The sequence below is a fragment of the Streptomyces capillispiralis genome, from assembly GCF_007829875.1.
Taxonomy (GTDB): domain Bacteria; phylum Actinomycetota; class Actinomycetes; order Streptomycetales; family Streptomycetaceae; genus Streptomyces; species Streptomyces capillispiralis.
The window spans coordinates 638,683-664,409 of sequence record NZ_VIWV01000001.1 but is presented as its reverse complement, the minus strand read 5'-3'; the positions used below and the strand labels follow the sequence as shown (position 1 = coordinate 664,409).

At 73.2% G+C, this 25,727-nt stretch carries 28 protein-coding genes and 1 pseudogene; 16 read left to right on the top strand and 13 right to left on the bottom strand.

What is annotated here, in order from left to right; genetic code table 11:
• Positions 1–382: 382 nt before the first annotated feature.
• Positions 383–508 (top strand): hypothetical protein, encoded by a 126-nt coding sequence (locus FHX78_RS37890; RefSeq protein WP_268257197.1) that lies wholly within the window; start codon positions 383–385, stop codon positions 506–508.
• A 53-nt stretch (positions 509–561) separates the two neighbouring features.
• Positions 562–1,326: a bestrophin-like domain gene (locus tag FHX78_RS02425; RefSeq protein WP_145865807.1), complete on the top strand. Its 765-nt coding sequence runs from the start codon at positions 562–564 to the stop codon at positions 1,324–1,326.
• 99 nt (positions 1,327–1,425) lie between these two features.
• Here the strand turns inward: FHX78_RS02425 and FHX78_RS02420 are convergent, their stop codons facing one another.
• Entirely contained in the window at positions 1,426–1,923 is a 498-nt protein-coding gene (locus FHX78_RS02420) for a hypothetical protein (protein WP_145865806.1), read from the bottom strand.
• A 335-nt stretch (positions 1,924–2,258) separates the two neighbouring features.
• Between FHX78_RS02420 and FHX78_RS02415 the strand changes: the two genes are divergently transcribed.
• Positions 2,259–2,927 carry a class F sortase gene (locus FHX78_RS02415; protein WP_145865805.1) on the top strand — a complete coding sequence of 223 codons (669 nt, stop codon included), beginning with the start codon at positions 2,259–2,261 and terminating at the stop codon, positions 2,925–2,927.
• Positions 2,928–2,953: 26 nt separating this feature from the next.
• Here the strand turns inward: FHX78_RS02415 and FHX78_RS02410 are convergent, their stop codons facing one another.
• The gene (locus FHX78_RS02410; RefSeq protein ID WP_189908578.1) at positions 2,954–3,793 is read right to left on the bottom strand and encodes a polysaccharide deacetylase family protein; all 840 of its coding nucleotides are present in this window, start codon (positions 3,791–3,793) and stop codon (positions 2,954–2,956) included.
• Between the two features lie 147 nt (positions 3,794–3,940).
• Here FHX78_RS02410 and FHX78_RS02405 point away from each other — a divergent pair, with 147 nt between their 5' ends.
• Positions 3,941–4,402 carry a universal stress protein gene (locus FHX78_RS02405; RefSeq protein WP_145865804.1) on the top strand — a complete coding sequence of 154 codons (462 nt, stop codon included), beginning with the start codon at positions 3,941–3,943 and terminating at the stop codon, positions 4,400–4,402.
• 16 nt (positions 4,403–4,418) lie between these two features.
• Here the strand turns inward: FHX78_RS02405 and FHX78_RS02400 are convergent, their stop codons facing one another.
• Positions 4,419–5,303, bottom strand: coding sequence for a LysR family transcriptional regulator (locus FHX78_RS02400; RefSeq protein ID WP_145865803.1), 885 nt, complete (start codon positions 5,301–5,303; stop codon positions 4,419–4,421).
• Positions 5,304–5,422: 119 nt separating this feature from the next.
• On the opposite strand from FHX78_RS02400, the gene FHX78_RS02395 reads away from it, so the two are divergent.
• The 6 genes from FHX78_RS02395 (at position 5,423) to FHX78_RS02370 (ending at position 11,761) form a co-directional block, all read left to right on the top strand.
• The gene (locus FHX78_RS02395; protein ID WP_145865802.1) at positions 5,423–6,094 is read left to right on the top strand and encodes a succinate dehydrogenase; all 672 of its coding nucleotides are present in this window, start codon (positions 5,423–5,425) and stop codon (positions 6,092–6,094) included.
• A gap of 2 nt (positions 6,095–6,096) precedes the next feature.
• Positions 6,097–8,046, top strand: coding sequence for a fumarate reductase/succinate dehydrogenase flavoprotein subunit (locus FHX78_RS02390; RefSeq protein WP_145865801.1), 1,950 nt, complete (start codon positions 6,097–6,099; stop codon positions 8,044–8,046).
• Positions 8,043–8,792, top strand: a complete 750-nt coding sequence (locus FHX78_RS02385) for a succinate dehydrogenase/fumarate reductase iron-sulfur subunit (RefSeq protein WP_145865800.1) — start codon at positions 8,043–8,045, stop codon at positions 8,790–8,792. The genes FHX78_RS02390 and FHX78_RS02385 overlap by 4 nt, the downstream gene beginning before the upstream one ends.
• A 230-nt stretch (positions 8,793–9,022) precedes the next feature.
• Positions 9,023–9,802, top strand: coding sequence for a GNAT family N-acetyltransferase (locus tag FHX78_RS02380; RefSeq protein ID WP_145865799.1), 780 nt, complete (start codon positions 9,023–9,025; stop codon positions 9,800–9,802).
• On the top strand, positions 9,802–10,602 hold the full coding sequence (locus FHX78_RS02375; RefSeq protein ID WP_145865798.1) for a lysophospholipid acyltransferase family protein: 801 nt from the start codon (positions 9,802–9,804) through the stop codon (positions 10,600–10,602). Before FHX78_RS02380 ends, FHX78_RS02375 begins: the two co-directional genes overlap by 1 nt.
• Before the next feature lie 103 nt (positions 10,603–10,705).
• On the top strand, positions 10,706–11,761 hold the full coding sequence (locus FHX78_RS02370; protein WP_145865797.1) for a DUF2382 domain-containing protein: 1,056 nt from the start codon (positions 10,706–10,708) through the stop codon (positions 11,759–11,761).
• A 46-nt stretch (positions 11,762–11,807) separates the two neighbouring features.
• Here the strand turns inward: FHX78_RS02370 and FHX78_RS02365 are convergent, their stop codons facing one another.
• On the bottom strand, positions 11,808–12,827 hold the full coding sequence (locus tag FHX78_RS02365) for an LLM class flavin-dependent oxidoreductase (RefSeq protein WP_145865796.1): 1,020 nt from the start codon (positions 12,825–12,827) through the stop codon (positions 11,808–11,810).
• A 64-nt stretch (positions 12,828–12,891) separates the two neighbouring features.
• Between FHX78_RS02365 and FHX78_RS02360 the strand changes: the two genes are divergently transcribed.
• Positions 12,892–13,383: a phosphatase domain-containing protein gene (locus tag FHX78_RS02360; RefSeq protein ID WP_145865795.1), complete on the top strand. Its 492-nt coding sequence runs from the start codon at positions 12,892–12,894 to the stop codon at positions 13,381–13,383.
• 13 nt (positions 13,384–13,396) lie between these two features.
• Here FHX78_RS02360 and FHX78_RS02355 read toward each other — a convergent pair whose 3' ends face one another.
• Entirely contained in the window at positions 13,397–13,612 is a 216-nt protein-coding gene (locus FHX78_RS02355) for a dodecin (protein WP_145865794.1), read from the bottom strand.
• A gap of 231 nt (positions 13,613–13,843) precedes the next feature.
• Here FHX78_RS02355 and FHX78_RS02350 point away from each other — a divergent pair, with 231 nt between their 5' ends.
• On the top strand, positions 13,844–15,097 hold the full coding sequence (locus tag FHX78_RS02350) for an extracellular solute-binding protein (protein ID WP_145865793.1): 1,254 nt from the start codon (positions 13,844–13,846) through the stop codon (positions 15,095–15,097).
• Positions 15,098–15,129: 32 nt separating this feature from the next.
• Here the strand turns inward: FHX78_RS02350 and egtD are convergent, their stop codons facing one another.
• Genes egtD through egtA form a run of 4 tightly spaced genes read right to left on the bottom strand, consistent with a single transcriptional unit; the run spans position 15,130 to position 19,551 of the window.
• Positions 15,130–16,092 carry an L-histidine N(alpha)-methyltransferase gene (egtD, locus tag FHX78_RS02345; protein WP_145865792.1) on the bottom strand — a complete coding sequence of 321 codons (963 nt, stop codon included), beginning with the start codon at positions 16,090–16,092 and terminating at the stop codon, positions 15,130–15,132.
• A complete protein-coding gene (gene egtC / locus FHX78_RS02340) occupies positions 16,089–16,892 on the bottom strand; it encodes an ergothioneine biosynthesis protein EgtC (RefSeq protein ID WP_145865791.1) in 804 nt (267 codons plus the stop codon). The genes egtD and egtC overlap by 4 nt, the downstream gene beginning before the upstream one ends.
• Entirely contained in the window at positions 16,892–18,208 is a 1,317-nt protein-coding gene (gene egtB, locus FHX78_RS02335) for an ergothioneine biosynthesis protein EgtB (RefSeq protein WP_145865790.1), read from the bottom strand. The genes egtC and egtB overlap by 1 nt, the downstream gene beginning before the upstream one ends.
• Complete coding sequence (gene egtA / locus FHX78_RS02330) at positions 18,205–19,551, bottom strand: ergothioneine biosynthesis glutamate--cysteine ligase EgtA (protein ID WP_229923931.1); 1,347 nt, start codon at positions 19,549–19,551, stop codon at positions 18,205–18,207. Before egtA ends, egtB begins: the two co-directional genes overlap by 4 nt.
• A gap of 302 nt (positions 19,552–19,853) precedes the next feature.
• Between egtA and FHX78_RS02325 the strand changes: the two genes are divergently transcribed.
• Positions 19,854–20,744, top strand: coding sequence for a TIGR02452 family protein (locus FHX78_RS02325; RefSeq protein WP_167531659.1), 891 nt, complete (start codon positions 19,854–19,856; stop codon positions 20,742–20,744).
• Here FHX78_RS02325 and FHX78_RS02320 read toward each other — a convergent pair.
• On the bottom strand, positions 20,698–21,144 hold the full coding sequence (locus FHX78_RS02320) for a type II toxin-antitoxin system PemK/MazF family toxin (protein WP_145865788.1): 447 nt from the start codon (positions 21,142–21,144) through the stop codon (positions 20,698–20,700). The genes FHX78_RS02325 and FHX78_RS02320 overlap by 47 nt on opposite strands.
• Before the next feature lie 195 nt (positions 21,145–21,339).
• Here FHX78_RS02320 and FHX78_RS02310 point away from each other — a divergent pair, with 195 nt between their 5' ends.
• The 3 genes from FHX78_RS02310 (at position 21,340) to FHX78_RS02300 (ending at position 23,268) form a co-directional block, all read left to right on the top strand.
• Complete coding sequence (locus FHX78_RS02310; protein ID WP_145865786.1) at positions 21,340–21,876, top strand: cysteine hydrolase family protein; 537 nt, start codon at positions 21,340–21,342, stop codon at positions 21,874–21,876.
• 37 nt (positions 21,877–21,913) lie between these two features.
• Positions 21,914–22,726, top strand: coding sequence for an aminoglycoside adenylyltransferase domain-containing protein (locus FHX78_RS02305; RefSeq protein WP_145865785.1), 813 nt, complete (start codon positions 21,914–21,916; stop codon positions 22,724–22,726).
• Positions 22,727–22,839: 113 nt separating this feature from the next.
• Entirely contained in the window at positions 22,840–23,268 is a 429-nt protein-coding gene (locus tag FHX78_RS02300) for a VOC family protein (RefSeq protein WP_145865784.1), read from the top strand.
• 452 nt (positions 23,269–23,720) lie between these two features.
• Here the strand turns inward: FHX78_RS02300 and FHX78_RS02285 are convergent, their stop codons facing one another.
• The 3 genes and pseudogenes from FHX78_RS02285 to FHX78_RS02275 form a co-directional block, all read right to left on the bottom strand.
• Positions 23,721–24,416: a LuxR C-terminal-related transcriptional regulator gene (locus FHX78_RS02285; RefSeq protein ID WP_373313027.1), complete on the bottom strand. Its 696-nt coding sequence runs from the start codon at positions 24,414–24,416 to the stop codon at positions 23,721–23,723.
• Positions 24,417–24,495: 79 nt separating this feature from the next.
• A pseudogene (locus FHX78_RS02280) lies at positions 24,496–24,588 on the bottom strand (IS5/IS1182 family transposase); the annotation flags it as partial.
• Between the two features lie 45 nt (positions 24,589–24,633).
• Positions 24,634–25,362 (bottom strand): LmeA family phospholipid-binding protein, encoded by a 729-nt coding sequence (locus FHX78_RS02275; RefSeq protein ID WP_145865783.1) that lies wholly within the window; start codon positions 25,360–25,362, stop codon positions 24,634–24,636.
• Positions 25,363–25,727 lie beyond the last annotated feature (365 nt).

Below are 25,727 nucleotides of genomic sequence, written 5' to 3'. Positions count from 1 at the left end.
CGCCTCGACGGGGCCGGGCGGCACGGAGGCGGTGGCGGCCGCGGGAAACCTCACCTGGACCGACCCCCCGCCCTGCGCACCGCCTCCACCGCCACCGACGCCCACCCCCACCCCGACCCCCACACCGCCACCGACGCCCACGCCCTCCCCGACGCCTCCGCCCGAACCCACGCCGCCCTCGCCCCCGACCCCCAGCCCCACCCCGGAACCGAAACCCCCGCCCCCGCCCGCGGCCCGTCCGGCGCCACCCGCCGCCCGGCCGGCCCCGGCCCCCACTCCGCCGCCCCCGCCACCCCGACCGTCACCTCCCGCGCCGCCGCCCCCACCGGCCCGCCCGCCGACACCGTCGGCCACGCCCGAGCCGCGCCCGTCCGCGGAGCCCGTGCGCTACCCGCGCCACCGCGCTGCCCCGGCGCGGACCGCGCGCGGCGGCACGTCGCCGCTCACCTTCGTCCTGCTCATCACGGTGCCCGCGGTGGTCGCCATCGCCGCGCTCCGTCCGCGCTGACGACCGCACCGCGCTGACGACCGACCCGATCCGACTCTCCGCCGGAGGCCCTCTTGCCGGAATGGCTTGTTCTCACCCTCGCGATGCTGGCCGCCTGTGCCGTCGTGGTGGTCATCACCCTCGTACGGCACCGCCGGGCGGCCGACGACGAGGATCCCAGCGAGACCCCGGACGTCATCGAGTACATGACGATGTGGATCGGCGTGGTGTACGCCATCGTCCTCGGTCTCGCCATCGCCGGCGTCTGGGAGGGACGCAGCGCCGCCCAGGAGCACGTACGGGCGGAGGCGGTGGCCCTGCACGAGATCACGGAGCGCGTACGGGTCTACCCGGCTGACGTGCGTGACCGCATCCGTGACGATGTCAACGCCTATGTCGGACACGTCGTGACCACCGAGTGGCGGACCATGGCCGACGACGGCCGGGTCACCGCACGCGGCACCGCGCTGCTCGACCGCGTCCGCCACCGCGTCACCGACTACGAGCCGCGCACGGACTTCGAGGCGCAGGCCTACCAGCCGCTCATGGACCAGGTGGCCGCCGCCGACCAGGCGCGCAGCGCCCGGGCGGAGTCGACCGGGCAGACCATGCCGGGCGTGGTGTGGTTCGGGCTGATCGCCGGGGCCGCGATCACCATCGGCATGATCTTCGCGCTCCAGATCCGCCGCACCAGCAGGGAGCTGGTCCTCGCCGGGCTGTTCTCCGCGCTGATCGCCTTCCTGCTCTTCCTGATCTGGGACTTCGACGCGCCCTACGGCCGGGGCATCGCCGCGTCGACGGACCCGTTCCTGCGGCTCTTCCCGCACCTCGGGGGCTGAGACCGCGCCGGGCAGGGCTTCGCCCCGGATCCCGTCGTGGGATCCGGGGCACGGTGCTGTCGGACAGATGCGAAACGGCGGCCCGCAGGGGACAGCCGCTCAGATCCGCTTCTCGGCGCGGCGGCGCATCCAGAAGACCCCGCTGCCGACGACCGCCGCGGTCACCAGCGCGCCGCCGATGGCGATGTCGGTCGGGGTCGCCCCGCTGGTGCTGCTGCCGCCGATACCGCCGCGGACACCGCCGATGACGGTGAAGGCGGCCGGACGGGTCAGGCTCCTGCCGGAGCAGTGGACCGTGATGTCGTACGGACCGGGGCGGGCGTCGGCGTCGACGGTCGCGGTCCCCTTCGACGTGTCGTTGGCCCCGTGGATGGGCGTCAGGTCGGTCTTGGGGAACGCGTTGGAGGTCGCCGTACCGCCGTGGGGGCAGCCGTCGACGGTGATGGTCAGCTGCCCGCCGGCGGCGATGACGCTGGGCAGGGCGACGATGTTGGACGGGTTGGGCACCCGACCGGAGTCCGCGACGGCCGCCGGGGCGGCGACCCCGAGGACGGCGACCGCGGCGCCGGCGGCCGCCAGGGCACGTGAGTTGCGCATGTGATCCTCCGCGGAAGGCGCCCCGGGTCCCGTCCCCGGTCGATCGGCGAGAAAGCGCCTCCCAGAAAGACCCTCAGTTGCCCTGCCCGCACCCGCATTTCGGCGATGGTCCGTACCGGTGAGGCCTCCCCCTCGCGGAAAACCGCGGGAGGGGATATCGCCGCAGGTCACGGACCGTCAGAAAATCTTCGTCGGGCTCCACCCCGGATGGCGCACCTCGTCCCGCCCGGGGCCACCCGTTCGCCGCCGCCCCGTCGCCGGTTGCGCACCCGCGATTTAGCGTTTTCGTCATGCGCGAGTGACACGGCGACGGCTGTGTCGAGAGGGGAAGGCGAATGTCTGCTTTCTGGCCGGCCGAAGCCGAAGAGGAGGCGCCGCGCAAGCGGCGCGCCCCGTGGGGCGTGATAGCGCTGGTCCTGCTCACCGGACTCGCGCTCATCCGGAACGGTTCGGGGGAGTTCGACGTGGGCCCGCCGCAGCCGGCCGGCGCGGCCGCCGCCGACAGCCGGGTGCCCGTCGACGTCCTGGCCGGGGCGGTGCAGCCGCTGCCGTACGCGGTGCCCGACCGGGTCCGGATCCCGGCGATCCAGGTGGACGCGCCGGTGATGCCGGTGGGGCTGGACGCGGAGGGCTGGGTGGACGCGCCACCGCCGCAGGACCCGAACCTGGCGGGCTGGTTCACGGGCGCCGTCTCGCCGGGCGAGAAGGGCACGGCCGTCGTCGTCGGCCACGTCGACAACGCGCAGGGGCCGGCGGTGTTCTACGGGCTCGGGGCGCTGAAGAAGGGACACCGGGTCGAGGTCGCGCGCCAGGACGCGAGGACCGCCGTGTTCGAGATCTACGGCGTCGAGGTCTTCGCGAAGAACGCCTTCCCCGGCGACCGGGTCTACGCCTCCAAGGGGGCAGCCGAGCTGCGGGTCATCACCTGCGGCGGCGGCTTCTCCCAGCAGAACGGCTACGACGGGAACGTCGTCGTCTTCGCCCGCCTGGTCGAGATCCGCTGAGCGGACCCCGACCGGGCGCGGGCGGCTCAGACGTACTGCCGGCGCGGCACCGTGACGTGGTAGCCGGAGTCCAGCAGCGCGGGCAGATAGCGGCGCAGGGCCCGCACGCTCTGCGAGCGTTCGCCGCCGGCGTCGTGGGAGAGCACCACGACGCCGGGGGCGGCACCGTCCGCGACCCGGCCGACGATGGTGCGGGTGCCGGGCGTCGTCCAGTCGAGCGTGTCGACCGTCCAGGCCAGCGGCTCCATGCCCAGTTCGGCACCGAGCCGGAAGGCGGCGCGGTTCCAGGCCCCGTAGGGCGCGCGGAACCATTCGGGGCGTGAGCCGTGGGCCTTCTCGATGACGTCGCTGGTGCGTTCCATCTCGGTGCGGATCCGGCGCCGGCCGAGTGCGGTGAGCAGGGGGTGGGACCAGGTGTGGTTGCCGACCACGTGCCCCTCGTCCGCCATCCGGGCCAGCAGGTCCGGGTTCTCGGCCGCCATCTCCCCGCACACGAAGAACATCGCGCGCGTCTCGTACCGGGCCAGGGTGTCCAGGATGTCCGGGGTGTAGCGGGGGTCCGGCCCGTCGTCGAAGGTCAGCACCATGGTGCGGCCGCGCCCGGACAGGCGCAGCAGCGGTTCGCGCCGCACCGGGGTCCTGCCGGGAGTGCTGGGCGGCGCGTCGTAGCCGGTCAGGGGCCTGAGCCGGTACTCGGAGGGCTTGAGCGGGCGGCGGGCGGCCGGGGCGCCCGCGGCGGGCGCCGACGCGGGGGCGGCCCGCTCCCCGGTGCCCGGCGCGAGTGCCGAGGCCACACCGGCGGCGCCGAGAGCGGCGGCGCCGGCGAGCACGGCCCGGCGCCGGATGAGCAACTGATCCTTCTGCATGACTCATCAGTCGCCCCACGGACGCCCGACGCACCTCAGCGACACCGGTGCGGCGGCACGATTTCACCCGATCGGCGCAGTGTGGGGCGACGGGTCCGCGGGGGACGGCTGCCGGCCGGGGCGGTGGGGTCCGCTAGCCTCGCTGCCGTGACGGAACAGCAGTCCCCCCGCTTCGAACGGGGCACCGACGGCCCGAAGGTGATCGTGGCCGGAGTGGACGGGTCCGACTCCTCGCTGCGTGCGGCGGCGTACGCCGCCGGTCTCGCCCGACGGCAGAACGCGCTGCTCGCCATCGTCTACGTGCAGCCGGTGCCGGCGGCGGGCGCGGTGCTCGGCGCGCCGGTGGCCGACGCGACCGAGGAGATCGCCGAGGACCTGGTCGCGCAGATCAGGGAGGCGATGGAGCGGATCAGGGGGATCTTCGACATCCGCTGGGAGTTCCACACGGTGCGCGGCGACCCCTACCACGCCCTGGTGAGGGCGGCGGACGACCTCACCGCGGACGCGGTGGTGGTGGGCGCCTCCGAGCAGGCCGGCCACCGGATCGTCGGGTCGGTCGCGGTGCGGCTGGTCAAGGCGGGGCGGTGGCCGGTGACGGTGGTGCCGTAGGCCGGCCTCGGGCGGCTCACCGCTCCAGCAGCATCCGCTGCAACTCCCGGGCCGCACGCGGCGGAGCCACGTCGCTGCGGTGCGCCAGGGCGATCGCGCGGTGCAGACCGGGACGGGCCAGCGGGGTCACCCGCAGCCCGTGTCCCGACCGCGCCGCCACCATGCGCGGCACGACGGCGACCCCGAGACCGGCCCGCACGAACCCCAGCACCGCGTCCATCTCGCCGCCCTCGACCGCGAATTCCGGCTCGAAGCCCTCCGCGCGGCACGCGGCCACGGTCAGCTCGCGCAGGTCGTAGCCGTGCCGGAACATCACCAGGCGCTCGCCCTCCAGATCGGCGATGCGCACGGCCCGCCGGCCGCGCCCCGGCCTCGGGGCGTCCGGCGAGGACACCACCACCAGGTCCTCGCGCAGCAGCTCCACCGTGGTGAGCGCGGGCGAGGGCGTCGGAAGGGGCAGCACCACCAGGGCGAGGTCCAGCGCGCCGCGGGCCAGCTGCCGCACCAGGTCGTGCGAGCCGCCCTCCTCGACCAGCAGCCGCACGCCCGGGTAGCGGTCGTGGAAGGCGCGCAGCACGTCCGGCAGCAGACCGGTGCACAGGCTCGGCGTCGCGCCCAGCCGGACCCGGCCGCTGCGCAGCTGCGCCACCTCCTGCACCTCGTGCCGGGCGGTGTCCGCGTCCGCCAGGATCCGCCGGGCCAGGGGCAGCAGCGCCTCCCCGGCGTCGGTCAGCGTGATGTTGCCGCGCGCCCGCCGGAACAGATCGGATCCCAGCTCCCGCTCGAGCGCCTTGATCTGCTGGGACAACGACGGCTGCGCGACATGGACCGTCTCGGCGGCCCGGGTGAAGTGCCGGGTCTCGGCGACGGCCACGAAGTACTGGAGCTGCTGGAACTGCACGCAGCCATCATAGGCCCGCCCTATCGAATCGAGCCGTTCCATGTCTTGGACCGATGGGCCCCCTCGGCCCTAGCGTCGGTGGCATGGCTCTGGCAACGCGGACGGACCGACGGCCGTCCATGGCACGCACCGTGTGGGACTCGACCGTCGGCAAGAAGACAGTGATGGCGGTCAGCGGCCTGATCATGCTGCTGTACCTGGTCGTCCACATGATCGGAAACCTGAAGATCTTCTTCGGGGCGGGCGAGTTCAACCACTACGCCCACTGGCTGCGCACCGTCGGTGAGCCGTTCATGCACTACGAGTGGACGCTGTGGCTCGTCCGCGTCGTGCTCGTGGCCGCCGTGGCCGCCCACGCCGTCTCCGCCTACCAGCTCAGCCGCCGCGACATCAGGGCGCGCCCCAGCAAGTACGTGCACCGGAAACCGCGCGCCAGTTACGCCACGCGCACCATGCGCTGGGGCGGGATCATCCTCGCCCTGTTCATCGTCTGGCACGTCCTGGACCTGACCACGGGCCATGTGCACTCCGGCGGCTTCGAGAGCGGCAAGCCCTACCAGAACGTCGTGGACACCTTCTCCACCTGGTACGGCAACGTCATCTACGTCGTCGCGATGCTCGCCGTCGGACTGCACATCCGGCACGGGTTCTGGAGCGCCGCCCAGACCCTCGGCGTCGGCAGCCGCACCCGCGACCGCGCCCTGAAGACCGTCGCCAATGTCCTCGCGCTGCTGCTCACGGCCGGCTTCCTCGCCGTCCCCGTGGGCGTGATGACCGGAGTGGTGAGCTGACCATGACTTCCTACACCGAGTACACGACCGGCGAGCCGGTCGCCGACACCAAGGCCCCCGCCGGCCCCGTCCACGAGCGCTGGGACAAGCGCCGCTTCGAGGCCAAGCTGGTCAACCCCGCCAACCGCCGCAAGCACACCGTCATCGTGGTCGGCACCGGCCTCGCGGGCGGCTCCGCCGGGGCCACCCTCGCCGAACAGGGCTACCACGTCGTCCAGTTCTGCTACCAGGACTCCCCGCGCCGCGCCCACTCCATCGCCGCGCAGGGCGGCATCAACGCCGCGAAGAACTACCGCAACGACGGCGACTCCGTGCACCGCCTGTTCTACGACACCGTCAAGGGCGGCGACTTCCGCGCCCGCGAGTCCAACGTGCACCGCCTGGCGCAGATCTCCGTCGAGATCATCGACCAGTGCGTGGCGCAGGGCGTGCCCTTCGCCCGCGAGTACGGCGGCCTGCTCGACACCCGCTCCTTCGGCGGCGTCCAGGTCTCCCGCACCTTCTACGCCCGCGGCCAGACGGGCCAGCAGCTCCTCCTCGGCGCCTACCAGGCGCTGTCGCGGCAGATCGCCGCCGGCAACGTCGAGATGCACCCGCGCACCGAGATGCTCGACCTGATCGTCGTCGACGGGCGGGCCCGCGGCATCGTCGCCCGGGACCTGATCACCGGGAGGATCGACACGTACTTCGCGGACGCCGTCGTCCTCGCCACCGGCGGCTACGGCAACGTCTTCTACCTGTCGACCAACGCCATGAACTCCAACGCGACCGCCGTCTGGCGGGCGCACCGGCGCGGCGCCCACTTCGCCAACCCCTGCTTCACCCAGATCCACCCCACCTGCATCCCGCGCACCGGCGACCACCAGTCCAAGCTGACGCTGATGAGCGAGTCGCTGCGCAACGACGGCCGGATCTGGGTGCCGAAGGCCAAGGGCGACGACCGGCCGCCGAACAGGATCCCCGAGGACGAGCGCGACTACTACCTGGAGCGCGTCTACCCCTCTTTCGGCAACCTGGTCCCGCGCGACATCGCCTCCCGCGCCGCCAAGAACGTCTGCGACGAGGGCAGGGGAGTGGGCCCCGGCGGCCAGGGCGTCTACCTGGACTTCGCCGACGCCATCAAGCGCATGGGCCGCAAGGCGGTCGAGGCCAGGTACGGCAACCTCTTCGACATGTACCAGCGGATCACCGACGAGGATCCGTACGAGGTGCCGATGCGGATCTACCCCGCCGTGCACTACACGATGGGCGGCCTGTGGGTCGACTACGACCTGCAGACCACCGTCCCGGGCCTGTTCGCGATCGGCGAGGCCAACTTCTCCGACCACGGCGCCAACCGGCTGGGCGCCTCCGCGCTGATGCAGGGCCTGGCCGACGGCTACTTCGTCATCCCGGCCACCGTCAACGACTACCTGGCCCGCACCCCGCACCGGGACGAGGTCACCGCCGAGCACCCGGTGGTGCAGGAGGTGCTGGCCGAGACCCAGGACCGGCTGAACCTGCTGCTGTCCGTCGACGGCGACCGCACGCCCGACTCCTTCCACCGCGAACTCGGCGAGCTGATGTGGGAGTTCTGCGGCATGGCCCGCACCGACGCCGGTCTGCGCAAGGCACTGGAACGCATCCCGCAGATCCGTGAGGAGTTCTGGCGGCGCGTCAAGGTCCCCGGTACCGGCGAGGAGTTCAACCAGTCGCTGGAGAAGGCCAACCGCGTCGTCGACTACCTGGAGCTCGCCGAGCTGATGTGCCTCGACGCGCTGCACCGCGAGGAGTCCTGCGGCGGCCACTTCCGCGAGGAGTCCCAGACCCCGGACGGCGAGGCCGCCCGCCGCGACGAGGCGTTCTCCTACGCGGCGGCCTGGGAGTTCACCGGCACCGGCGAGGCGCCCGTCCTGCACAAGGAAGACCTGGTCTTCGAGTACGTCCACCCCACCCAGCGGAGCTACGCATGAAGCTCACCCTGCGCGTCTGGCGGCAGAAGAACGCCGACGCCGACGGCACCATGTCCACGTACGAGGTGGACGGCATCTCGCCCGACATGTCCTTCCTGGAGATGCTCGACACGCTCAACGAGGGGCTCATCCTCAAGGGCGAGGACCCGGTCGCCTTCGACCACGACTGCCGCGAGGGCATCTGCGGCGCCTGCTCGCTGGTCATCAACGGCGACGCGCACGGGCCCGAGCGCACCACCACCTGCCAGCTGCACATGCGCTCCTTCCGGGACGGCGACACCATCGACGTCGAACCGTGGCGGGCCGCCGCCTTCCCGGTGGTGAAGGACCTGGTGGTCGACCGGTCGGCGTTCGACCGCATCATCCAGGCCGGCGGCTACATCACCGCGCCCACCGGCTCCGCCCCGGAGGCCCACGCCACGCCGGTGCCCAAGCCCGACGCGGACTTCGCCTTCGAGCACGCCGAGTGCATCGGCTGCGGCGCCTGCGTCGCCGCCTGCCCCAACGGCGCGGCGATGCTGTTCACCTCGGCGAAGATCAACCACCTCAACGTGCTGCCGCAGGGCGCCCCCGAGCGGGAGACCCGGGTGCTGGACATGGTGGCGCAGATGGACGAGGAGGGCTTCGGCGGCTGCACCCTCGCCGGCGAGTGCGCGACGGCGTGCCCCAAGGGCATCCCGCTCGTGTCCATCACCGGAATGAACAAGGAGTGGCTGCGGGCCACCCGCAGGGCGGCGAAGCGGTAGCCGTCCCACCGACGTTCGCCGCAGGCGCGAACGGACGGGGCCGGGACCGGTGCTCATCGCCCGGCCCCGTCTCGCTCCCGGCGCCCCCGGCATTCAACATCTCCACATCCGCGCTCCCGGCACAGGTCACGCGCGCGCCAACCGGCATCGGAAGAACAGGAGCGGCGGGCCGCACGACCCCGGCCCGCCGCCCCGCTCCGCCGTCCCCGGCCCGTGCCCAGGAGTCAGCCATGACCGGCGTCACCACGCTCCACCGTCCCCCGCAGCCCTCGGCGCCCACCCGCTACACCGTCACCCTCGCCCGCGACGAGGAGGACGTGCGTGCCGCGCAGCGGCTGCGCCACGACGTCTTCGCCGGGGAGATGGGCGCCCTGCTGTCCAGCCCGCAGCCGGGACTGGACGTCGACCCCTTCGACGCGTACTGCGACCACCTGCTCGTGCGCGAGGAGGTGAGCGGCCAGGTGGTGGGCACGTACCGCCTGCTGCCCCCGGAGCGCGCCGGGATCGCCGGACGGCTCTACGCGGAGAGCGAGTTCGACCTCGCGCCACTGGACCCGATACGCCCCTCGCTCGTCGAGGTCGGCCGCTCCTGTGTGCACCCCGACCACCGCGACGGCGCGGTCATCGGGCTCATCTGGGCCGGCATCGCCCGCTACATGACCGACCGCGGCCACGCCTGGCTGGCCGGCTGCTGCTCCATCCCGCTCGCCGACGGCGGCGCCCTCGCCTCCGCCGCCTGGGACCGGGTGCGCGACCGGCACCTCGCGCCGGAGGAGTACCGGGTCCGCCCGCTGCACCCCTGGCTGCCGCAGGCCGCCGTGCCCGCCGTGCCCGCCGCGGCCACCGAACTGCCCGCCCTGCTGCGCGGCTACATCCGGCTCGGCGCCTGGGTGTGCGGCGAGCCCGCGCACGACGCCGACTTCGGCGTCGCCGACCTCTACGTGCTGCTGCCGATGAACCGGGTCAACCCCCGCTACCTGCGCCACTTCCTCTCCCTCGTCCCCGCCTGATGAGCGTCTGGCTGCCCGGCGCGCCCTGCACCCCGCGGGGCTGTGTGGAACCGACGGCCCGCGCGGCGGCCGTACCGCTGGCGGTGCTGCGCCTGGCGACGGTCGGCCTCCTGCTGCTCGCCGGGATCGCCCTGCTGCCGCTCGGGCCGCGGATCCCGGCGGAACCGGTGCGCCGGTGGTGCCGCTGGATCGTGCGCGCCGCCGGGGTCCGGGTCCGCATCGCCGGGGCCGCCGCCCCCACCGGCGGGCTCCTGCTCGTCGCCAACCACATCTCCTGGCTGGACGTACCGCTGCTCGCGGCGGTCCGTCCGGCCCGCATGCTGGCCAAGTCCGAGATACGGCGCTGGCCCGTGGCGGGGGCGCTGGCGGCGCGCGGCGGCGTGCTGTTCATCGACCGTGACCGGCTGCGCGCCCTGCCGGAGACGGTCGCCGCCGTCGCCGGGGTGCTGCGCGGGGGCGCGGCGGTCGCGGCGTTCCCCGAGGGCAGCACCTGGTGCGGCCGCGCCCAGGGACACTTCCGCCGGGCGGTCTTCCAGGCGGCCCTGGACGCCGGGGTGCCGGTGCAGCCGGTCCGCATCCGCTACCGGTGCGCGGGCGGGGCCCCGGCGACCGCGCCGGCCTTCGTCGGCGACGACACGCTGCTCGCGTCCTTGTGGCGCGTGGCGTCCGCCCGGGGGGTGGTCGCCGAGGTCGAGGTGCGGGCGCCCCTCCCGCCGGGGTGCCACCGCGACCGCCGCACCCTGGCGCGCGCGGCGCAGCCGGAGGCCGACACGGGCCGACAGGACGGCCACCTCCGGTGAGCGCTGTCAAAAAATAAGTGACATTTGTTGCATTTGTTCCGTTTTCGCCGAGCTGATCGTGAGAACCGGAGAGGAGCGACCCCCGAAGGGAGGGTGATGGAAGATGATCACCCGCGAAGAGATCTCGATCCTGCTGGATCACCCCGTGTACGACGGGGACGGAAACAAGATCGGCGACGCGAAGCACGTCTTTCTCGACGACGCGAGCGGACGCCCCGAGTGGGTGACCGTCAAAACGGGCATGTTCGGCTCCAATGAGTCGTTCATCCCCATCCGCGACGCCTCTCTCGTACAGGACCACCTGGAAGTCCCCTACCGCAAGGACAAGGTCAAGGGCGCGCCCAACGTCGACATCGACGCGGGCGGGCACCTCTCGGTCGACGAGGAGCACCGGCTGTACGACTACTACGGCATCGACTGGGACAGCGTCCTGACGGAACCCGGCGAACGCGACCGGAGCCCCGGCATGGGCACGGCGGGCACGGCGGGTGCCGCGGGCGCGGCCGGAGCCGCCGGCATGGCGGGCCGCCGCGAGCGCGAGGACACCACCCGGGCGGCCGGCGCGCCGGGGACGACCGGCAAGGCGGACATGACCGGAGCACCGGGCACGACCGGCCGGGCCGGTATGGCCGGGACGGCCGGGACCGCGGGACGCCGGGGCGAGGCCCGCACCGGTGCGCGCGGTGACGACGCGATGACCCGCTCCGAGGAGCGGATGAGGGTCGGCGTCGAACGGCACGAGAGCGGACGGGCCAGGCTGCGCAAGTACGTCGTCACTGAAGAGGTGCAGCAGACCGTGCCGCTGCGCCACGAGGAAGTGCGCGTGGAGCGCGAGCCGATCACGGACGCCAACCGCGGCGACGCGATGTCGGGCCCGGACTTCACCGAGGACGAGTACGAGGTCACGCTGCACGAGGAACGCCCGGTCGTGGAGACCGAGTCGGTGCCGGTCGAGCGGGTCCGGCTGACCACGGAGGAGAAGACGACGGACGAGACCGTCCACGGGCGGGTCCGCAAGGAGCGCATCGAGGCCGAGACGGAGATGGAAGCCGACGAGAGGCGCCGCGGCCGCGGCGGCCCGGGCGGAGACGCCCGGGGCCGTGACGTTCCGGGACGCGGAAGTCCGGGCCGTGACGTCCCGCGGAGGGGCCGCGAGTAGGAGCGGCCCCGCCCACCCACCCCGCAGGCGACGCGCCGGTGCGATGTCACCGGCGCGTCGCGCTGCCGTCCAGCCCCGCGAGCGCGGCGAGCCGGCGGTAGGAGTCCAGCAGCGCCTCCCGGTCGTGGGTGCTGGTGGTGACCAGCACCTCCTGCGCCCCCGTCTCCTCCAGGACCGACTCCAGCGCGTGCGCCACCTCCTCCTCGGTGCCCGCCATCTGGCCGGTGAGCCCCGACGCGTAGAGGTCGCGCTCCCTGGCGGTCATGGACAGCGCCTCGACCCGCTCGGCGGGCGGCAGCGGCGGAAAGGTGCCGCGCGTCCGCGAGTACGCCATCGACCAGGCCTCCGGGATCAGCAGGCGGCGCGCCCGCTCGGGGGTGGAGGCCACCGCGACCGCGCCGGAGACGATGACGTACGGCTCGCTCGCCCACTCCGAGGGGCGGAACAGGTCGCGGTAGCGGTCGATGCCGCGCCGCATCCGGTCCCGGTCACGCAGGTCGCCGATGACCATCGGCAGGCCGGCGCGGGCCGCGACCGCGGCGCCCTCACCCATGGCCAGCACGAACGGCGGCACGGTCAGGCCCTCGGCCGGCCGGGCGTGCACACCGGTGGGGGAGGTGCCGCGGAACCAGCCGAGCAGTTCGTCGAGCTGCGCCGCGAAGTCCTCCGCGTCGCCCTTGTCGCGCCCCAGCGCCCTGCGGACCCCGTCGGTGAAGCCGACCGACCGGCCCAGGCCCATGTCGATCCGCCCCGGGAACAGCGATTCGAGGACCCCGAACTGCTCGGCCACGACCAGCGGCCGGTGGTTGGGCAGCATCACCCCGCCGGTGCCGACGCGGATCGTCCGGGTCGCCCCGGCGACGGCGGCGGCCAGCACGGTCGGCGCCGAACCGGCGACCCCCGGCACGCCGTGGTGCTCGGAGACCCAGAACCGGTGGTAGCCGAGCCGCTCCACCTCGCGCGCCAGGCGCACGGTGTCCCGCAGCGCCTCGGGGCCGGTGTGCCCCTCCCGGGTGCGCGAGCGGTCGAGGACGGAGAAACGGGCCGAGGCGATCACGGAACTCATACCAGTGCCAACACCTGACGGCCCACAGGATTCCGCGCGGCCGCGCCCGTCTAGGCTGTCCGGTGTGACCGACCGCAGCGAGCGGCCGCTGGCCGTGTTCGACCTCGACAACACCCTCGCCGACACGGCGCACCGGCAGCGGTTCCTCGAGCGCGCACCGCGAGACTGGGACGCCTTCTTCGCCGCCGCCCCGCACGACCCGCCGCTCGCCGAGGGTGTCGCGCTGGTCCGGGAGAGCGCCCGGGAGTGCGAGATCGTCTACCTCACCGGGCGCCCCGAGCGCTGCCGGCGCGACACGCTGGACTGGCTCGCCGCACAGGGGCTGCCCGAGGGCGAGGTGCACATGCGCGGCAACGCCGACCGTCGGCCCGCCCGCCACACCAAGCTGGCCATTCTGCGCCGGCTCGCCCGCACCCGGAAGATCCGCGTGCTGGTCGACGACGACGAGCTGGTCTGCCTGGACGCCCGGAAGGCGGGCTTCACCGTCGTCCAGGCCCGCTGGACGGCCCCGTCCGGGGAGCTGAAGGACGCCCAGGAGCGGGAAGGGCGGACCTGAGCCCCGGCCCGCCTCAGTCCGTCCCCTCCAGGCGGAAGCCGACCTTCAGTCCCACCTGCCAGTGCGCGATATGCCCTTCCTCGATCTGGCCGCGCACCTGGGTCACCTCGAACCAGTCCAGATTGCGCAGCGTCTGCGAGGCGCGCTCGATGCCGTTGCGTACGGCCTGGTCGACGCCCTCGGGCGAGGTCCCGACGATCTCCGTGACCCGGTAGGTGTGGTTCGACATGCGGGTGCTCCTCTCCCCGGCGGGAGGCCCCGGGCACGGGGCCGCCGCCTGTGTCACACGTCACTCCACCGTGCCCCACCGGGCGGCGGAGCGCGAGGCGTCGGCCCCGTTCGCCTGACGCGCTTGACCTACCGATTGGTCCATACCAAGATGCTGGGCACCCGCCCGAGCTTCCGCTCGCCCCCCACGTCGGGCCCCTCCCTGTCCGTTCAGACAGAAACAGGACCCCTCGTGAGACGCCGTCTGCTCGCCCTCGTCTGCGTGTCCGCCTCCCTGCTCGGCGGCTGCGGACTGTTGCCCGACAGTGGAACCGAACGGCGCACGGTCACCGTGTGGCTGATGCAGCACAGCGCCTCGCAGGAGTTCCTGGACCGCTTCACCGAGGAGTTCGAGCGCGAGCACCCCGGACTCGACGTCGACATCCGCGTCCAGGAGTGGACCGGCATCGGCGCGAAGGTGCAGAAGGCGCTGGACACGGACCGGACGGACGGCCCCGACGTCATCGAGGTCGGCAACACCCAGGTCACCCAGTACGCGGAGGGCGACGGGCTGCTCGACCTCACCCTGGAGTCCATGCGGGACTGGGGCCGCGACGCGTGGCTGCCCGGCCTCGCCGAACCCGGCCGGTGGGGCTCCCAGCAGTACGGCATCCCCTGGTACGCCGCCAACCGCGTCGTCATCTACCGCAAGGACCTCTTCCGGGAGGCCGGCGTCAGCGCCCCGCCGAAGACCCGCGACGACTGGCTCGACCTCACCGAGCAGCTCGACACCGGGGGCAACCAGGGGATCTACCTCGCGGGGCAGGACTGGTACACGCTCGCCGGGTTCATCTGGGAGGAGGGCGGGGAGCTCGCCAGGGAACGGGACGGCGTCTGGCGCGGCACGCTCGACAGCGCGGCGGCCCTGCGCGGCATGGACTTCTACCGCCGGCTCCAGGCACTCGGCGACGGCCCCGTCGACGCCGACGAGGAACACCCGCCGCAGGCGGGCGTGTTCGCACGGGGGCGCATCGCGCAGATCGTGGCCGTGCCCGGGACGGCCCAGGCCATCGTCAAGGAGAACCCGGATCTCAAGGGCGAGTTGGGCTACTTCCCGGTCCCCGGCAGGACCGCCGGCCGGCCCGGTGCCGTCTTCACCGGCGGCTCCGACCTCGTCGTCCCGGCGAACACCGACGCCAAGGAGGGCGCCGTCGAGGTCGTCGCCGCGCTCACCGGCGCCCGGTGGAACACCGAACTGGCCCGCACGATGAACTACGTCCCCAACAAGGCGGCCCTCGCCGACGCGGTGGCGGAGGAGGAGGGGGTCGCGGCCATGGCGGCCGGAGCCGCACGGGGACGCGCGACCCCCAGCACACCCCAGTGGGGCGCGGTCGAGGCGGACAACCCGATCAAGGAGTACATGACGAAGGTGCTCACCGGGTCCGACCCGGCGACGGAGGCCGCACGCGCGGCACGGCGCATCACCGAGGCCCTGGCCTTCGACTAGCTAGGGCCCCGGTGACCGGCGCGGTGCGGGTGTCAGCGAGCGAAGCTCAGGGACAGCGCGAACCGCCCTTCCCCGTCCGTCCACCACCGGGCCGGCTCCAGCCCCGCGGCGGCCAGCTCCTCACGCACCCCCTCCTGCCGGAACTTCGCCGACACCTCGGTGCGCAGTTCCTCGCCCGCCGCGAAGTCCACGGCGAGTCCCAGTGCCGGGATCTTCACCGACTGCGCGGTACGGGAGCGCAGCCGCATCTCGATCCACTCCCGCTCGGCGTCCCACAGCGCCACGTGCTCGAAGGCGGCCGGATCGAAGTCGGCGTCCAGCTCCCGGTTGATCACGGTCAGGACGTTCATGTTGAAGGCGGCCGTCACCCCGGCCGCGTCGTCGTACGCCCGGACCAGCACCCGCTCGTCCTTCACCAGGTCCGTGCCCAGCAGCAGGGCGTCGCCCGGGGCGAGCAGGGCACGGACGGAGGCGAGGAACGCGGCCCGTTCGGCGGGCAGCAGATTGCCCACGGTGCCGCCGAGGAACGCCACGAGGCGCGGTCCCGGCGTGTCGGGCAGCGTCAGCCGGGCGGTGAAGTCGGCGATCAGCGCGTGCACGTCCAGCCCCGGCCGCTCGGCGAGCAGCGCCCGCCCGGCCAGGGTGAGGGCGCTCTCGCTGACGTCGACGGGGACGTAGGTGCGCAGCCCGGTGAGGGCGTCGATCAGGTACCGGGTCTTCTCCGACGAACCGGAGCCCAGCTCGACCAGGGTGCGGGCGCCGGACGCGGCGGCGATCTCGTCCGCGCGGGTCAGCAGGATCTCGCGTTCGGCACGCGTCGGGTAGTACTCCGGCAGTGCGGTGATCCGCTCGAACAGCTCGCTGCCGTGGGCGTCGTAGAACCACTTCGGCGGCAGCGTCTTGGGACTGCCGGTCAGGCCCGCGCGGACGTCGGCGCGCAGGGCGGCGCCGGTGGCGTCCTCGGGCAGGGTGCGGGTGAGGAGGAACGGACTCACGTGAGGGGCTCCTTGGCAGGTGCGGGCGCGCCGGCGGACGTCACGGCGTCGCCGGGTTCCTTGAGCGGGGTCAGCAGGACGTCCGAGCGGCTCGCCGAGAGCAGGGTGCGGTCGGGGACCTCGCGCCAGTGCGGATCGTCGTCGTAGGGCTCGGAGGCCACGACGGTGCCGCCGCCGGGCCGGGTGAGGTACCACAGCGTGTCGCCCCAGGCGGTCGCGGTGACGGTGTCGCCGTCGGTGAGCAGCAGATTGAGCCGGGACCCGGGGGCCGCGTCGGCGACCTCCAGCACCGTGTCGGCCAGCGCCTGCCCCTGGGTGTCGCCGGCCCGCAGCCGGGCGAGCACCAGGGCCCACACGAACGCCGAGTCGTTGCGGGCCTCCAGCGACAGGACGTCCTCGGCGGACAGGCCGCCCACCAGCGGCGCGAGTGAGCCCGGCCAGCCCGGCACCGCGCCGTTGTGGCTGAACAGCCAGGTCCCGGCGGCGAACGGCGCCGCCGCGGCCTCCGCGTCGGCACCCGACAGGGTCGCGTCCCGTACGGCGGCGAGCAGCGCCCGGGTCCGCACCACACGGGCGAGATCGGCGAACGACAGGTCCGCCCAGACCGGCCCGGCCCGGCGGTACCGGGCCGGCACCGGATCGCCATCGGCGTACCAGCCCACCCCGAAACCGTCGGCGTTGACCGTGCCGTACCGCTGCCGCCGGGGCGCCCAGGACTGGCGGTACAGGGCGTGCGCGGGCTCCACGAGCAGACCGCCCAGCGGCTCCTCCGGCCCCACATAGGCCACGTGACGGCACATCAGACCGCCTCCGAGCGCGCCGTGCGGAACCCGGAGAAGATCTGCCGCCGGATCGGCAGGTCCCAGTTGCGGAACGTGCCCCGGCAGGCCACCTGGTCCACGGCGAACGAACCGCCGCGCAGCACCTTGTACTCCGGCCCGAAGAACACCTCCGAGTACTCCTTGTACGGGAACGCCCTGAAGCCCGGGTAGGGCAGGAAGTCGCTCGCCGTCCACTCCCACACGTCGCCGATCAGCTGCCGCACCCCGAGCGGCGACTCACCGGCCGGGTAGCTCCCGGCGGGCGCCGGACGCAGGTGCCGCTGGCCGAGGTTGGCGTGCTCGGGACCGGGGTCGGCGTCGCCCCACGGGTAGCGCATCGAACGGTCGCCGGCCGGGTCGTGCCGGGCGGCCTTCTCCCACTCGGCCTCGGTGGGCAGCCGGCGCCCGGCCCAGCGGGCGTAGGCGTCCGCCTCGTACCAGCACACGTGGAGCACCGGCTCGTCGGGCGGCACCACCTCGGTGACGCCGAACCGGCGCCGCAGCCACTGCCGTCCGTCACGGCGCCAGAACAGCGGCGCCGTGACGGAGTTGCGGCGGATGTGGGACCAGCCGTCGGCGGTCCACCAGCGCGGCTCGTCGTAGCCGCCGTCCTCGATGAACGCCTGGTAGGCGGCGTTCGTCACGGGCGTGGTGTCGATGAAGAAGGACGGCACCTCGCGCCGGTGCGCGGGGCGTTCGTTGTCCAGGGCCCACGGCTCGTCCGAGGTCCCCATGGTGAACGGGCCACCGGGGACGAGGACTTCGGAGGCGCCCGTGAACAGCGGCACCGGCTCCGGGTCGGGAGCGGTCAGGGCCTGCGGGCCCCGGCGCAGCTGATGGGTGATCAGCATGGTCTCGTCATGCTGCTGTTCGTGCTGCGCGATCATCCCGAAGGCGAAACCCGCCTCCGTCAGCCGCGTCCCGTGGAACGAGGCGCCCTCCAGCACGTCCAGCGCCCTGCCCCGCACGTCGGCGGCGTACCGGCGGGCCTCCTCGGGCGGCAGCAGCGGCAGGCTCGGGCGGGTGGCGCGCGGGTGCTCGAAGGCGTCGTAGAGGGTGTCGATCTCGGGCCGTATCGCCTCGTGGCCGGCGACGGCCCGCAGCAGCCACTGCTCCTCCTGGTTGCCGATGTGGGCGAGGTCCCACACCAGCGGGGACATCAGCGGGGAGTGCTGCGCGGTCAGGTCGGGCCCGTCGACGCAGCTGGTGAGCAGCGTGGTCCGGTCCCGGGCGGTGATCAGCGAGGCGACCGCGCGCTCGCGCAGGGCTTCGGCGTCGAGGGCGGGGTCGGTCATGAGGGGGTGTCCTTCCCGTGCGGATGCGGGTCGTCGGGGTGCGTGCCGGGGGCGTCCGGCGCGGCGGTGCCGCCGGCGGTGGTGCGCAGCTCGTCGAGCAGGTCGTCGGCGGGGCAGCGGCCCCGGGCGACGTAGCGGTCGGCGTACGCCGCGACGGCGTCGACGACGTCGGGGGTGGCGCCGAGCCGGGGCAGGGCGCGCAGCGCCGCCGCGAAACAGGTGACGGCCACCTCCCGCAGCTCCGGGTCGGCCAGCCCGTCACGGGCCGCGTCCCGCCAGAGCGGGTTATGCGGCGCGGGCATGCCGTGGGTGCGCTCGGCCAGCGGCTTGACCGCCCGGTAGGCGGTCTCGGCGGCCTCCGGGTCGTCGAACAGCGCCGCCGTCACGGCCAGCGGCACGATCCAGCCGTCGTCACCGGGCTGCGCGTCGATCATGCGCAGCTCCAAGTGGCCGCGGGGCCTGACCGGCGGGAACAGGGTGGTCGCGTGGTAGTCGAGATCCTCCCTGGTCGGCGGTCTGGGCGCATGGGACCGGGTCCACTCCCGGAACGTCAGCCCGTCCGGCACCTGCCACGGCCCGCTGTCGTGCCGTACGCACATGACGGGCGCGTCCAGCACGTGCCGCGCCCAGGCGGCGCGCGGGTCGGAGTCCAGTGCGGGGCCGCCCGCACGGGCGGTGCCGATCTGCACCCAGCGCAGCTGCCGCGTGGACAGCCAGCCGGTCGGCCGGTCACCGGCGACCGGCGAGTTGGCGAACGCGGCGACCAGGACCGCGCCCAGCTGGTGCGCCAGCCACCAGCGCCGTACGTGGCCGAGGGGGCCGGGCTCCTCGTACCCGGCGTCCAGGCACACCTGCACGGAGGCGGAGGTGCACATCATGGCCCGCCCGGCGGGGCCGGTGCGGTCCAGACAGGCCTCCATGGCGTCGTAGCGCGGCTCGCGCAGGAACCGGCGGGGCGTGTGCCACGGATCGTGGCCGAGGCCGACCAGTTCGAGACCGTCCCGGCGGAGCACCGCGCGGACGGCGTCGAGGTCGGCGGAGACGGTACCGATGCACTCCATCAGGGAGGCGGCGGGCGGCGAGCTCAGCTCCAGCTGGCCGCCGGGCTCGGTGGTGAGCGCCGACCTCAGGGGCACGGTCCGCAGGGCGGCGTAGGCCGCTCCGAGTCGTTCGGGTGTGACGGGGAGCCGCGGATCCCGCAGCTCGTGGACGAGCCATTCCACCTCGACACCGAGGCGGCGCGGCGGTCCGGTCTTGAAGCAGATGCCCCGCACCAGGGCTTCCACCTCGGCTTCTGTGACGGCGGTACGTGGCGGGATACAGCCACCTGCCGAATCGGACATGCGGGGATCCTCCTGAGATTCCACCATGTCGCCGGCCCGGGGATGCGATGGTCCCGGCCCGGCACCAACCCGTACACCCAAAACCTTCACGTCGCCCCGCACAAGGGCGCCTGGTGTGCCGTTCCGGGTCGGTCATCCTTTCGTCCGGCCTGTTCCTCGGGCGTTCCCCGCCCGTTTCCCGGGACTTCCGGGGGCGGCGAAACTCCGTTGCGCCGCATCACCAGCATCGCTCACGATGCCTGCATGAGCACGACGAGAGGGACCGCGCGGCCCGCGGTCACGGCGGCTACGGGGGTGGCGCCGTGAGCGCGCGCCTGCGGAGCATCGCCCGCGAGACCGAGCGGATCGTGGCGGTGGGTTCCTACCGCGCACCCGGCGGACACGAGGTGTCCGTCGCGGCGGCGGTCGAGGCCGCGGCCCGCGGCACGCGCACGCACGGCCCGGAACCGGTCGCGTTCCCGGATTTCCGTCCGGTGCGGACCCGGATCGAGGTCACCGGGGAGAGCAGCCTGGAGGCCGCGCGCCGCCTCACCGGCGAGGACGGCGCCCCCGCCGTGCTGAACTTCGCCTCCGCCCGCAACCCGGGCGGCGGATACCTCAACGGCGCCCAGGCCCAGGAGGAGGCCCTGTGCCGCGCCTCCGCGCTGTACGCCTGTCTGCTGCGCGCCGACGGCTTCTACGACCACCACCGCTCCCACCGCGACCCGTTCTACACGGACCGGGTCGTCCACTCACCCGCCGTGCCGGTCTTCCGCGACGACCGCGGCCGCCTCCTGGACCAGCCGTTCACGGCCGGTTTCCTCACCTCGGCCGCGCCCAACGCGGGCGTGATCCTCTCCAGGACGCCCGAGCGCGCACGGGAGCTGCCCCGCGCGCTGGCGGTCCGGTCCGAGCGGGTCCTGGAGACCGCCGTGGCCCACGGCTACCGCCGGCTGGTGCTGGGAGCCTGGGGCTGCGGGGTGTTCCGCAACGACCCGGTCCAGGTGGCGGAGGCGTTCCGGTCCCACCTCGCACCGGGCGGGCGCTTCTCGGGGGCCTTCGACCACGTGGTGTTCGGCGTCCTGGACCGCACCCGCGACGGCGCCGTCCGCGCCGCCTTCGCGCGGACCTTCGCGGACCTGCGGGCCGGAGCGGACCCGGCGGGGCTCAGTGCCAGCCGTAGCGCTCCCGCAGCCGCTGACGCACGAGGTTGAACCGCATCCGGTCCAGCGCGCACGCCTCCCGGCGCATGCCGTCCTCGTGCAGCCGCAGCACCCGGTCCACGTCGACCCACGAGTCCCGGCCCGAGCGGTCCCACGGCCCGCTGCCGATCGGTACCCACTCGCGGTCCCCGCTGTGCCGCTTGCTGGACAGCTGCACGGCGAGGAAGGTCCCGGCCGCCTCACGGGCGACGACCAGGACCGGACGGTCCTTGCCCCGGCCGTCGTTCTCCTCGAAGGGCACCCAGGTCCACACGATCTCCCCGGGATCGGGGTCGCCGTCGTGCGCGGGCGAGTACTCGGTGCGCACCCGGCCCACCTCGCGGGGCGAGGCCTCGACGGTGGCGGAAGGGCCGTGGCGGCCCGGGGCGTTCTCAGGGCTGTAGGCGGTCACAGGCGTACCGTACGGCACCCCCGCACCACCCTCCGGCGGGGCCTCCGACCCCGCCGGGGCCTCCACCGGCGGCCCCTCGCCCTCTCCCGCGCGCCCGGCGCCCGAGCGGCGTCGAACGGCCCCGGCGGACGACACCGATGATGTACGCGCGAGCAAACACGTCTGACCCGGCTTTGCGGGTGGAACCCTGGGGGCATGGGCAAGACCGCGCTGATCGTCATCGACATGATCAACACCTACGAGCATCCGGACGCCGAACTGCTGATCCCGTCCGCGGAGTCGGTCGTACCCGTCGTCTCCACCCTGCTGGAGCGGGCGCGACGACGGGACGTGCCGGTGATCTACGTCAACGACAACTTCGGCGAGTGGCGCTCCCACCACGGTGAGCTGGTGGACCGGGCCCTGTCGGGGCCGCACGCGCGGCTCGTGGAGCCGCTGCGGCCCGACGGGTCCTCCCTCTTCGTCGTCAAGGCCCGGCACTCGATCTTCTTCGAGACCCCGCTGGGCTACCTCCTCACCCAGCAGGGCATCGAGCGGCTGGTGCTGTGCGGCCAGGTGACGGAGCAGTGCGTCCTCTACTCCTCGCTCGACGCGCACATCCGCCACATCGACGTGGTCGTCCCGCGGGACGCCGTCGCCCACATCCACGCCGACCTGGCGGACGCCGCCCTGCGCATGATGGAACGCAACATGGGCGCGCGCGTGTGCGACAGCGACGAATTGTGGCGCTGAGGCGGCGGTGCGGGGCGCCCGCCGGGACACTGGTCCCATGAGCCGTCCCGACGACCTCCCGCCCCGTGAGCTGCGCCCCTACCTGGACGAGCTGGTCCGCCGCACCCGCGCCGTCTGCGGACCCCACCTGCTGAGCGTCCTCGCCGTCGGATCCCTCGCGCTCGGCGACTACCGCCACGGACGCAGCGACGTCGACGTGACGGTGGTGGTGGACCCCGCGCTGCCCCGGCCGGCGCTGCCCGACCTGGCCGCGGCACTGGCCCACCCCGCCCTGACCTGCCCCGCGGCCGGGCTGGAACTGGTCGCCTACCCCGCCGACTTCGCCGCCCGTCCGTCCGGCGGGGCCGGGTACCTGCTGGACCTCAACACCGGACCGTCCCTGCCCGGGCGGACCAGCTACGACCCGCGGGAGGCGCCGGCGTTCTGGTACGTCCTCGACCGGTCCCTCGCCCACCAGTCGGGCATCCCGCTGTTCGGCAGGCCGGTGCGGGAGGTGATCGCCGCCCCGGAGCGCTCCGACGTGCTGGCCGCGCTCCGCGCCTCGGTGCGCGAGCACACCGACGGCGAGGGGCACGTGGCCGACAACCGGGTGCTCAACGGCTGCCGCTCCGTGGTGTACTGCCGCACCGGCCGCTGGTTCGCCAAGCGCCGGGCCGCCGAGGTGATCGCCGCCTCCGAGGAGTCCTTCCGGCCGCTGGTCACCGACGCGCTGCGCAGCTTCGAGCGTCCCCGGGAGGCGGCGCTCACCCTGCCCGGGACGGCGGTGCGGGACTTCCTGGCGTGGGTGGCCGACCGCGTGGACGACGCCGTCGGGGCCGAGGCCGGGACGGACGGGGGTCCGGCGCAATAGCGCTCGACAGCCCCTCACCGCAGTGTCTAGGCTTCCGTGCGCGGCATCGCGTGTCGGTCACCGGCTGGGTGAGGCATGGAGGCGCCGCGGATGCCCATGGAGGCATTGACACCGTGTCAGTCGAGCTCAACCACACCATTGTCCTCTCCCGTGACCGGGAGGAGTCCGCCCGTTTCTTCGCCGACATCCTGGGGCTGGAGGTCGGGCAACCCGCCGGTGTGTTCCTGCCGGTGACCACCGCCAACGGAGTCACCCTGGACTTCGCGACCGTCGGCATCGACATCCCGGCGCAGCACTACGCGTTCCTCGTCTCCGAGGACGAGTTCGACGCGATCCTCGCCCGGCTCGTGGCCGCGGGGGTCCCCATCCAGGCGGACCCGCACGGCAGGCACCCGGGCCGGATCAACCGCAACGACGGCGGACGAGGCGTCTACTTCCATGACCCGGCCGGCCACGGCCTGGAAGCCCTCACCCGCCCCTACGGCACCGACCCCGCCTCGCCGCTGAACGGCGTCACGGAGGCGGTCCCCGGCGCCGTCTAGGCCGACGTCGTCCCGCTCGCAGATCGGCACGTACTCGGCCAAACCCGCGCGCGGGCGTCGATCGTCCTCGGAGCCCTCTCAAGATCCGTTCACACCCGCAACCACTCGGCCGCCCGCTCATGCCGACCATGGACCGGCCACTTCTCCTCCAGCACCACCGCGCTGCCCAACACGCCTCCTCAGTCCATGGAGACGCCGCAGGATACGAGAGGGCTCCTGCGACGCGTGATTCCATGTGACTGACAGGAAGTCGGACGGCGTCGCCCGCCACTTGATGCCGTTGTCGACAAGTAGCGGATCGCGTCGAGCATCTGCCGGTGCCAGTAACCCTCCGGCCGTCCGCCCCGGCCCGCCAGTCATCCCGGCACCGGCAGACTCACCCGGACCAGGCCGGTGTTCGAACCGCACCCGGCCACCCGAGCGGATAGAGAACAGTCAGCAGGAACATGCACTCACTTGATGAAGTCCTTGACGACCTTCGGCGGCCAGGTGCCGACCTTGAGCACGCCCATGGAGTAGGCGCGGGAGACGAGGGCGGCGCGGTTGGGGACCTTGAGCGCGCGGAGCAAGCCGGTGACGTGGTACTCGACGCCCTGACGGCTGAGGTGCAGACGGGAGGCGAGGGGGATCGTGGAGACTCCGGCCGCTATGCCTTCCAGGATGCGGGCGTCGATCTCGGTCAGGAGCTTCTTGCTCGGTGTCAGCACCTCAGTGGATCCGGTCTTCTCGTCCGCGGGGGACATCACAACGAGGATCGTCGCCACGTCTGGGATGTGGCCGCCACGGACCGCCATGGCGTTCAGTGGAAGCATGGAGGTGGTGTTCTCCCTGCCGCCCGTGATGATCTCCGTGGTGAACCGGTGCCGCTTGCCCTCCAGCATGCGCGAGAAGTGCACCATGAGGGGCTGTCGGACGCTGGGGTGGACCAGGCCGCAGAAGTGCTTGCCGCAGAGAGGGGACGCCGCTCCCCCGAAGCGGCGGTCGAACTCCCGGTTGACCAGCTGGATGGTGAGGGCAGGGTCCAGGCAGGCGACGTAGGCATCGGCCCGGTCGAACCCGTCGACGGGACCGCCCGCCGGCTCGGAGAGGCCGACCGGACCGACGACGGACGTACGGTCTATGAGTCTGCTGCGAGGGGTGGGCGACAAGAATCTCAGAACCTTTCCTGTTCTGGACGGTGTCTCGTACATCGGATGTGTCACGCGGGTCGACCTGCCTGTCTGCCCGTCATCCGGTGAGGGTTAGGTTGCGCAGGCGGGCGATGCCGAGCATGGTGCGGTGAACGCCGTCGCCTCTGAGGCGGCAGTCGTGCAGGCGCTTCCGCCGCACACCGTGGGTCCCGCGAGCTGGTGGTCCGCTGATCCGTCACGTCTGCGTACGTCGGAGTTCGGCGCTGCCACCGGAGAGGCTGGCCCGTAGACCGTCGTCCGTGACAGTGACCTTCGCCAGCCGGAGGCCGAGCGCGGCTCCGCCGCCCTGTCGCTCCGTCTCGTCCTGCGTGGGCAGAGCGTCGATGGCCGTCTGTACGCGGTCCAACAGAGCCTGCGGGGCGGCGGAGCCGAACACCTCGCCGCCGGTGACCGACAGGTGCAGCTTGCCGTCGGCCACGGTGGGCGCGACCTGGACCGTCGCCAGGCCGCCCCTGAGGGCCAGGACCAAGGTCCCCGCTGCGGGGTCGCTCGTGACGCCGGAGATCATGGCGGCATCCTTGCCGTCACCGGAAGCCATGCGCCGGGTCATGGCGTCGGTGGACACGTCGGCTGTGACACGGGAACCGGACACGTGGGTGGTGTGCCGATCCTCGTCGATGGTGACGTCGGACAGCCGGACGGAAACCGGTACGTCGGCGTAACCGGCGGTGTCCGCGTGTCCCGACATTGTTATCGAGGGGAGTGCGTCGTCGAGGGCCGCGAGCAGCACCGGACGTGAGCCGAATGACACCTCCGGTTCGGAGCCGAGGTTGCCGGCGAGAGCGGTGGTCACCCGTTCGGTCAGTGCCTGCCGGGCGACTGCCTCACTCACCCCGGCGCCGACGACCAGCACGGCCACGATGCCCACGGTGACGCGGAGCGGACGCCGGAGCCGGGTCCTCATCGGTCACCGTTCCTGTCCCGGGCCGACGTGGTCCTCGGCAACCGCACGTCGAAGAGGTCACCGCCGACCGGCTCGTGGACGCGGTGAAAGGGGTGACCGGTCTCGTCGTACGGCGGTCGCGGGCAGGCGACGCCGGTGTGGGGGAAACAGGTGTTCGTGGTGTCGATCGACACCCTCGGCCGCCGTCCACGGGCGGCGCCGGCCGCGCCGCCCGTCGCGGGCGTGCCCAAGGGCGCGACCGTCGTGGCCGGCGCAGGGACGGCCACCGTACGGGGTGCGGCAATCGTCGCCCCCGTCCGCATGACTTGCGTTGTCCTCATCGTTCTCAGTCTCTCCGTTCGGCTGTTCGTCTCTTCCTCTGCCGA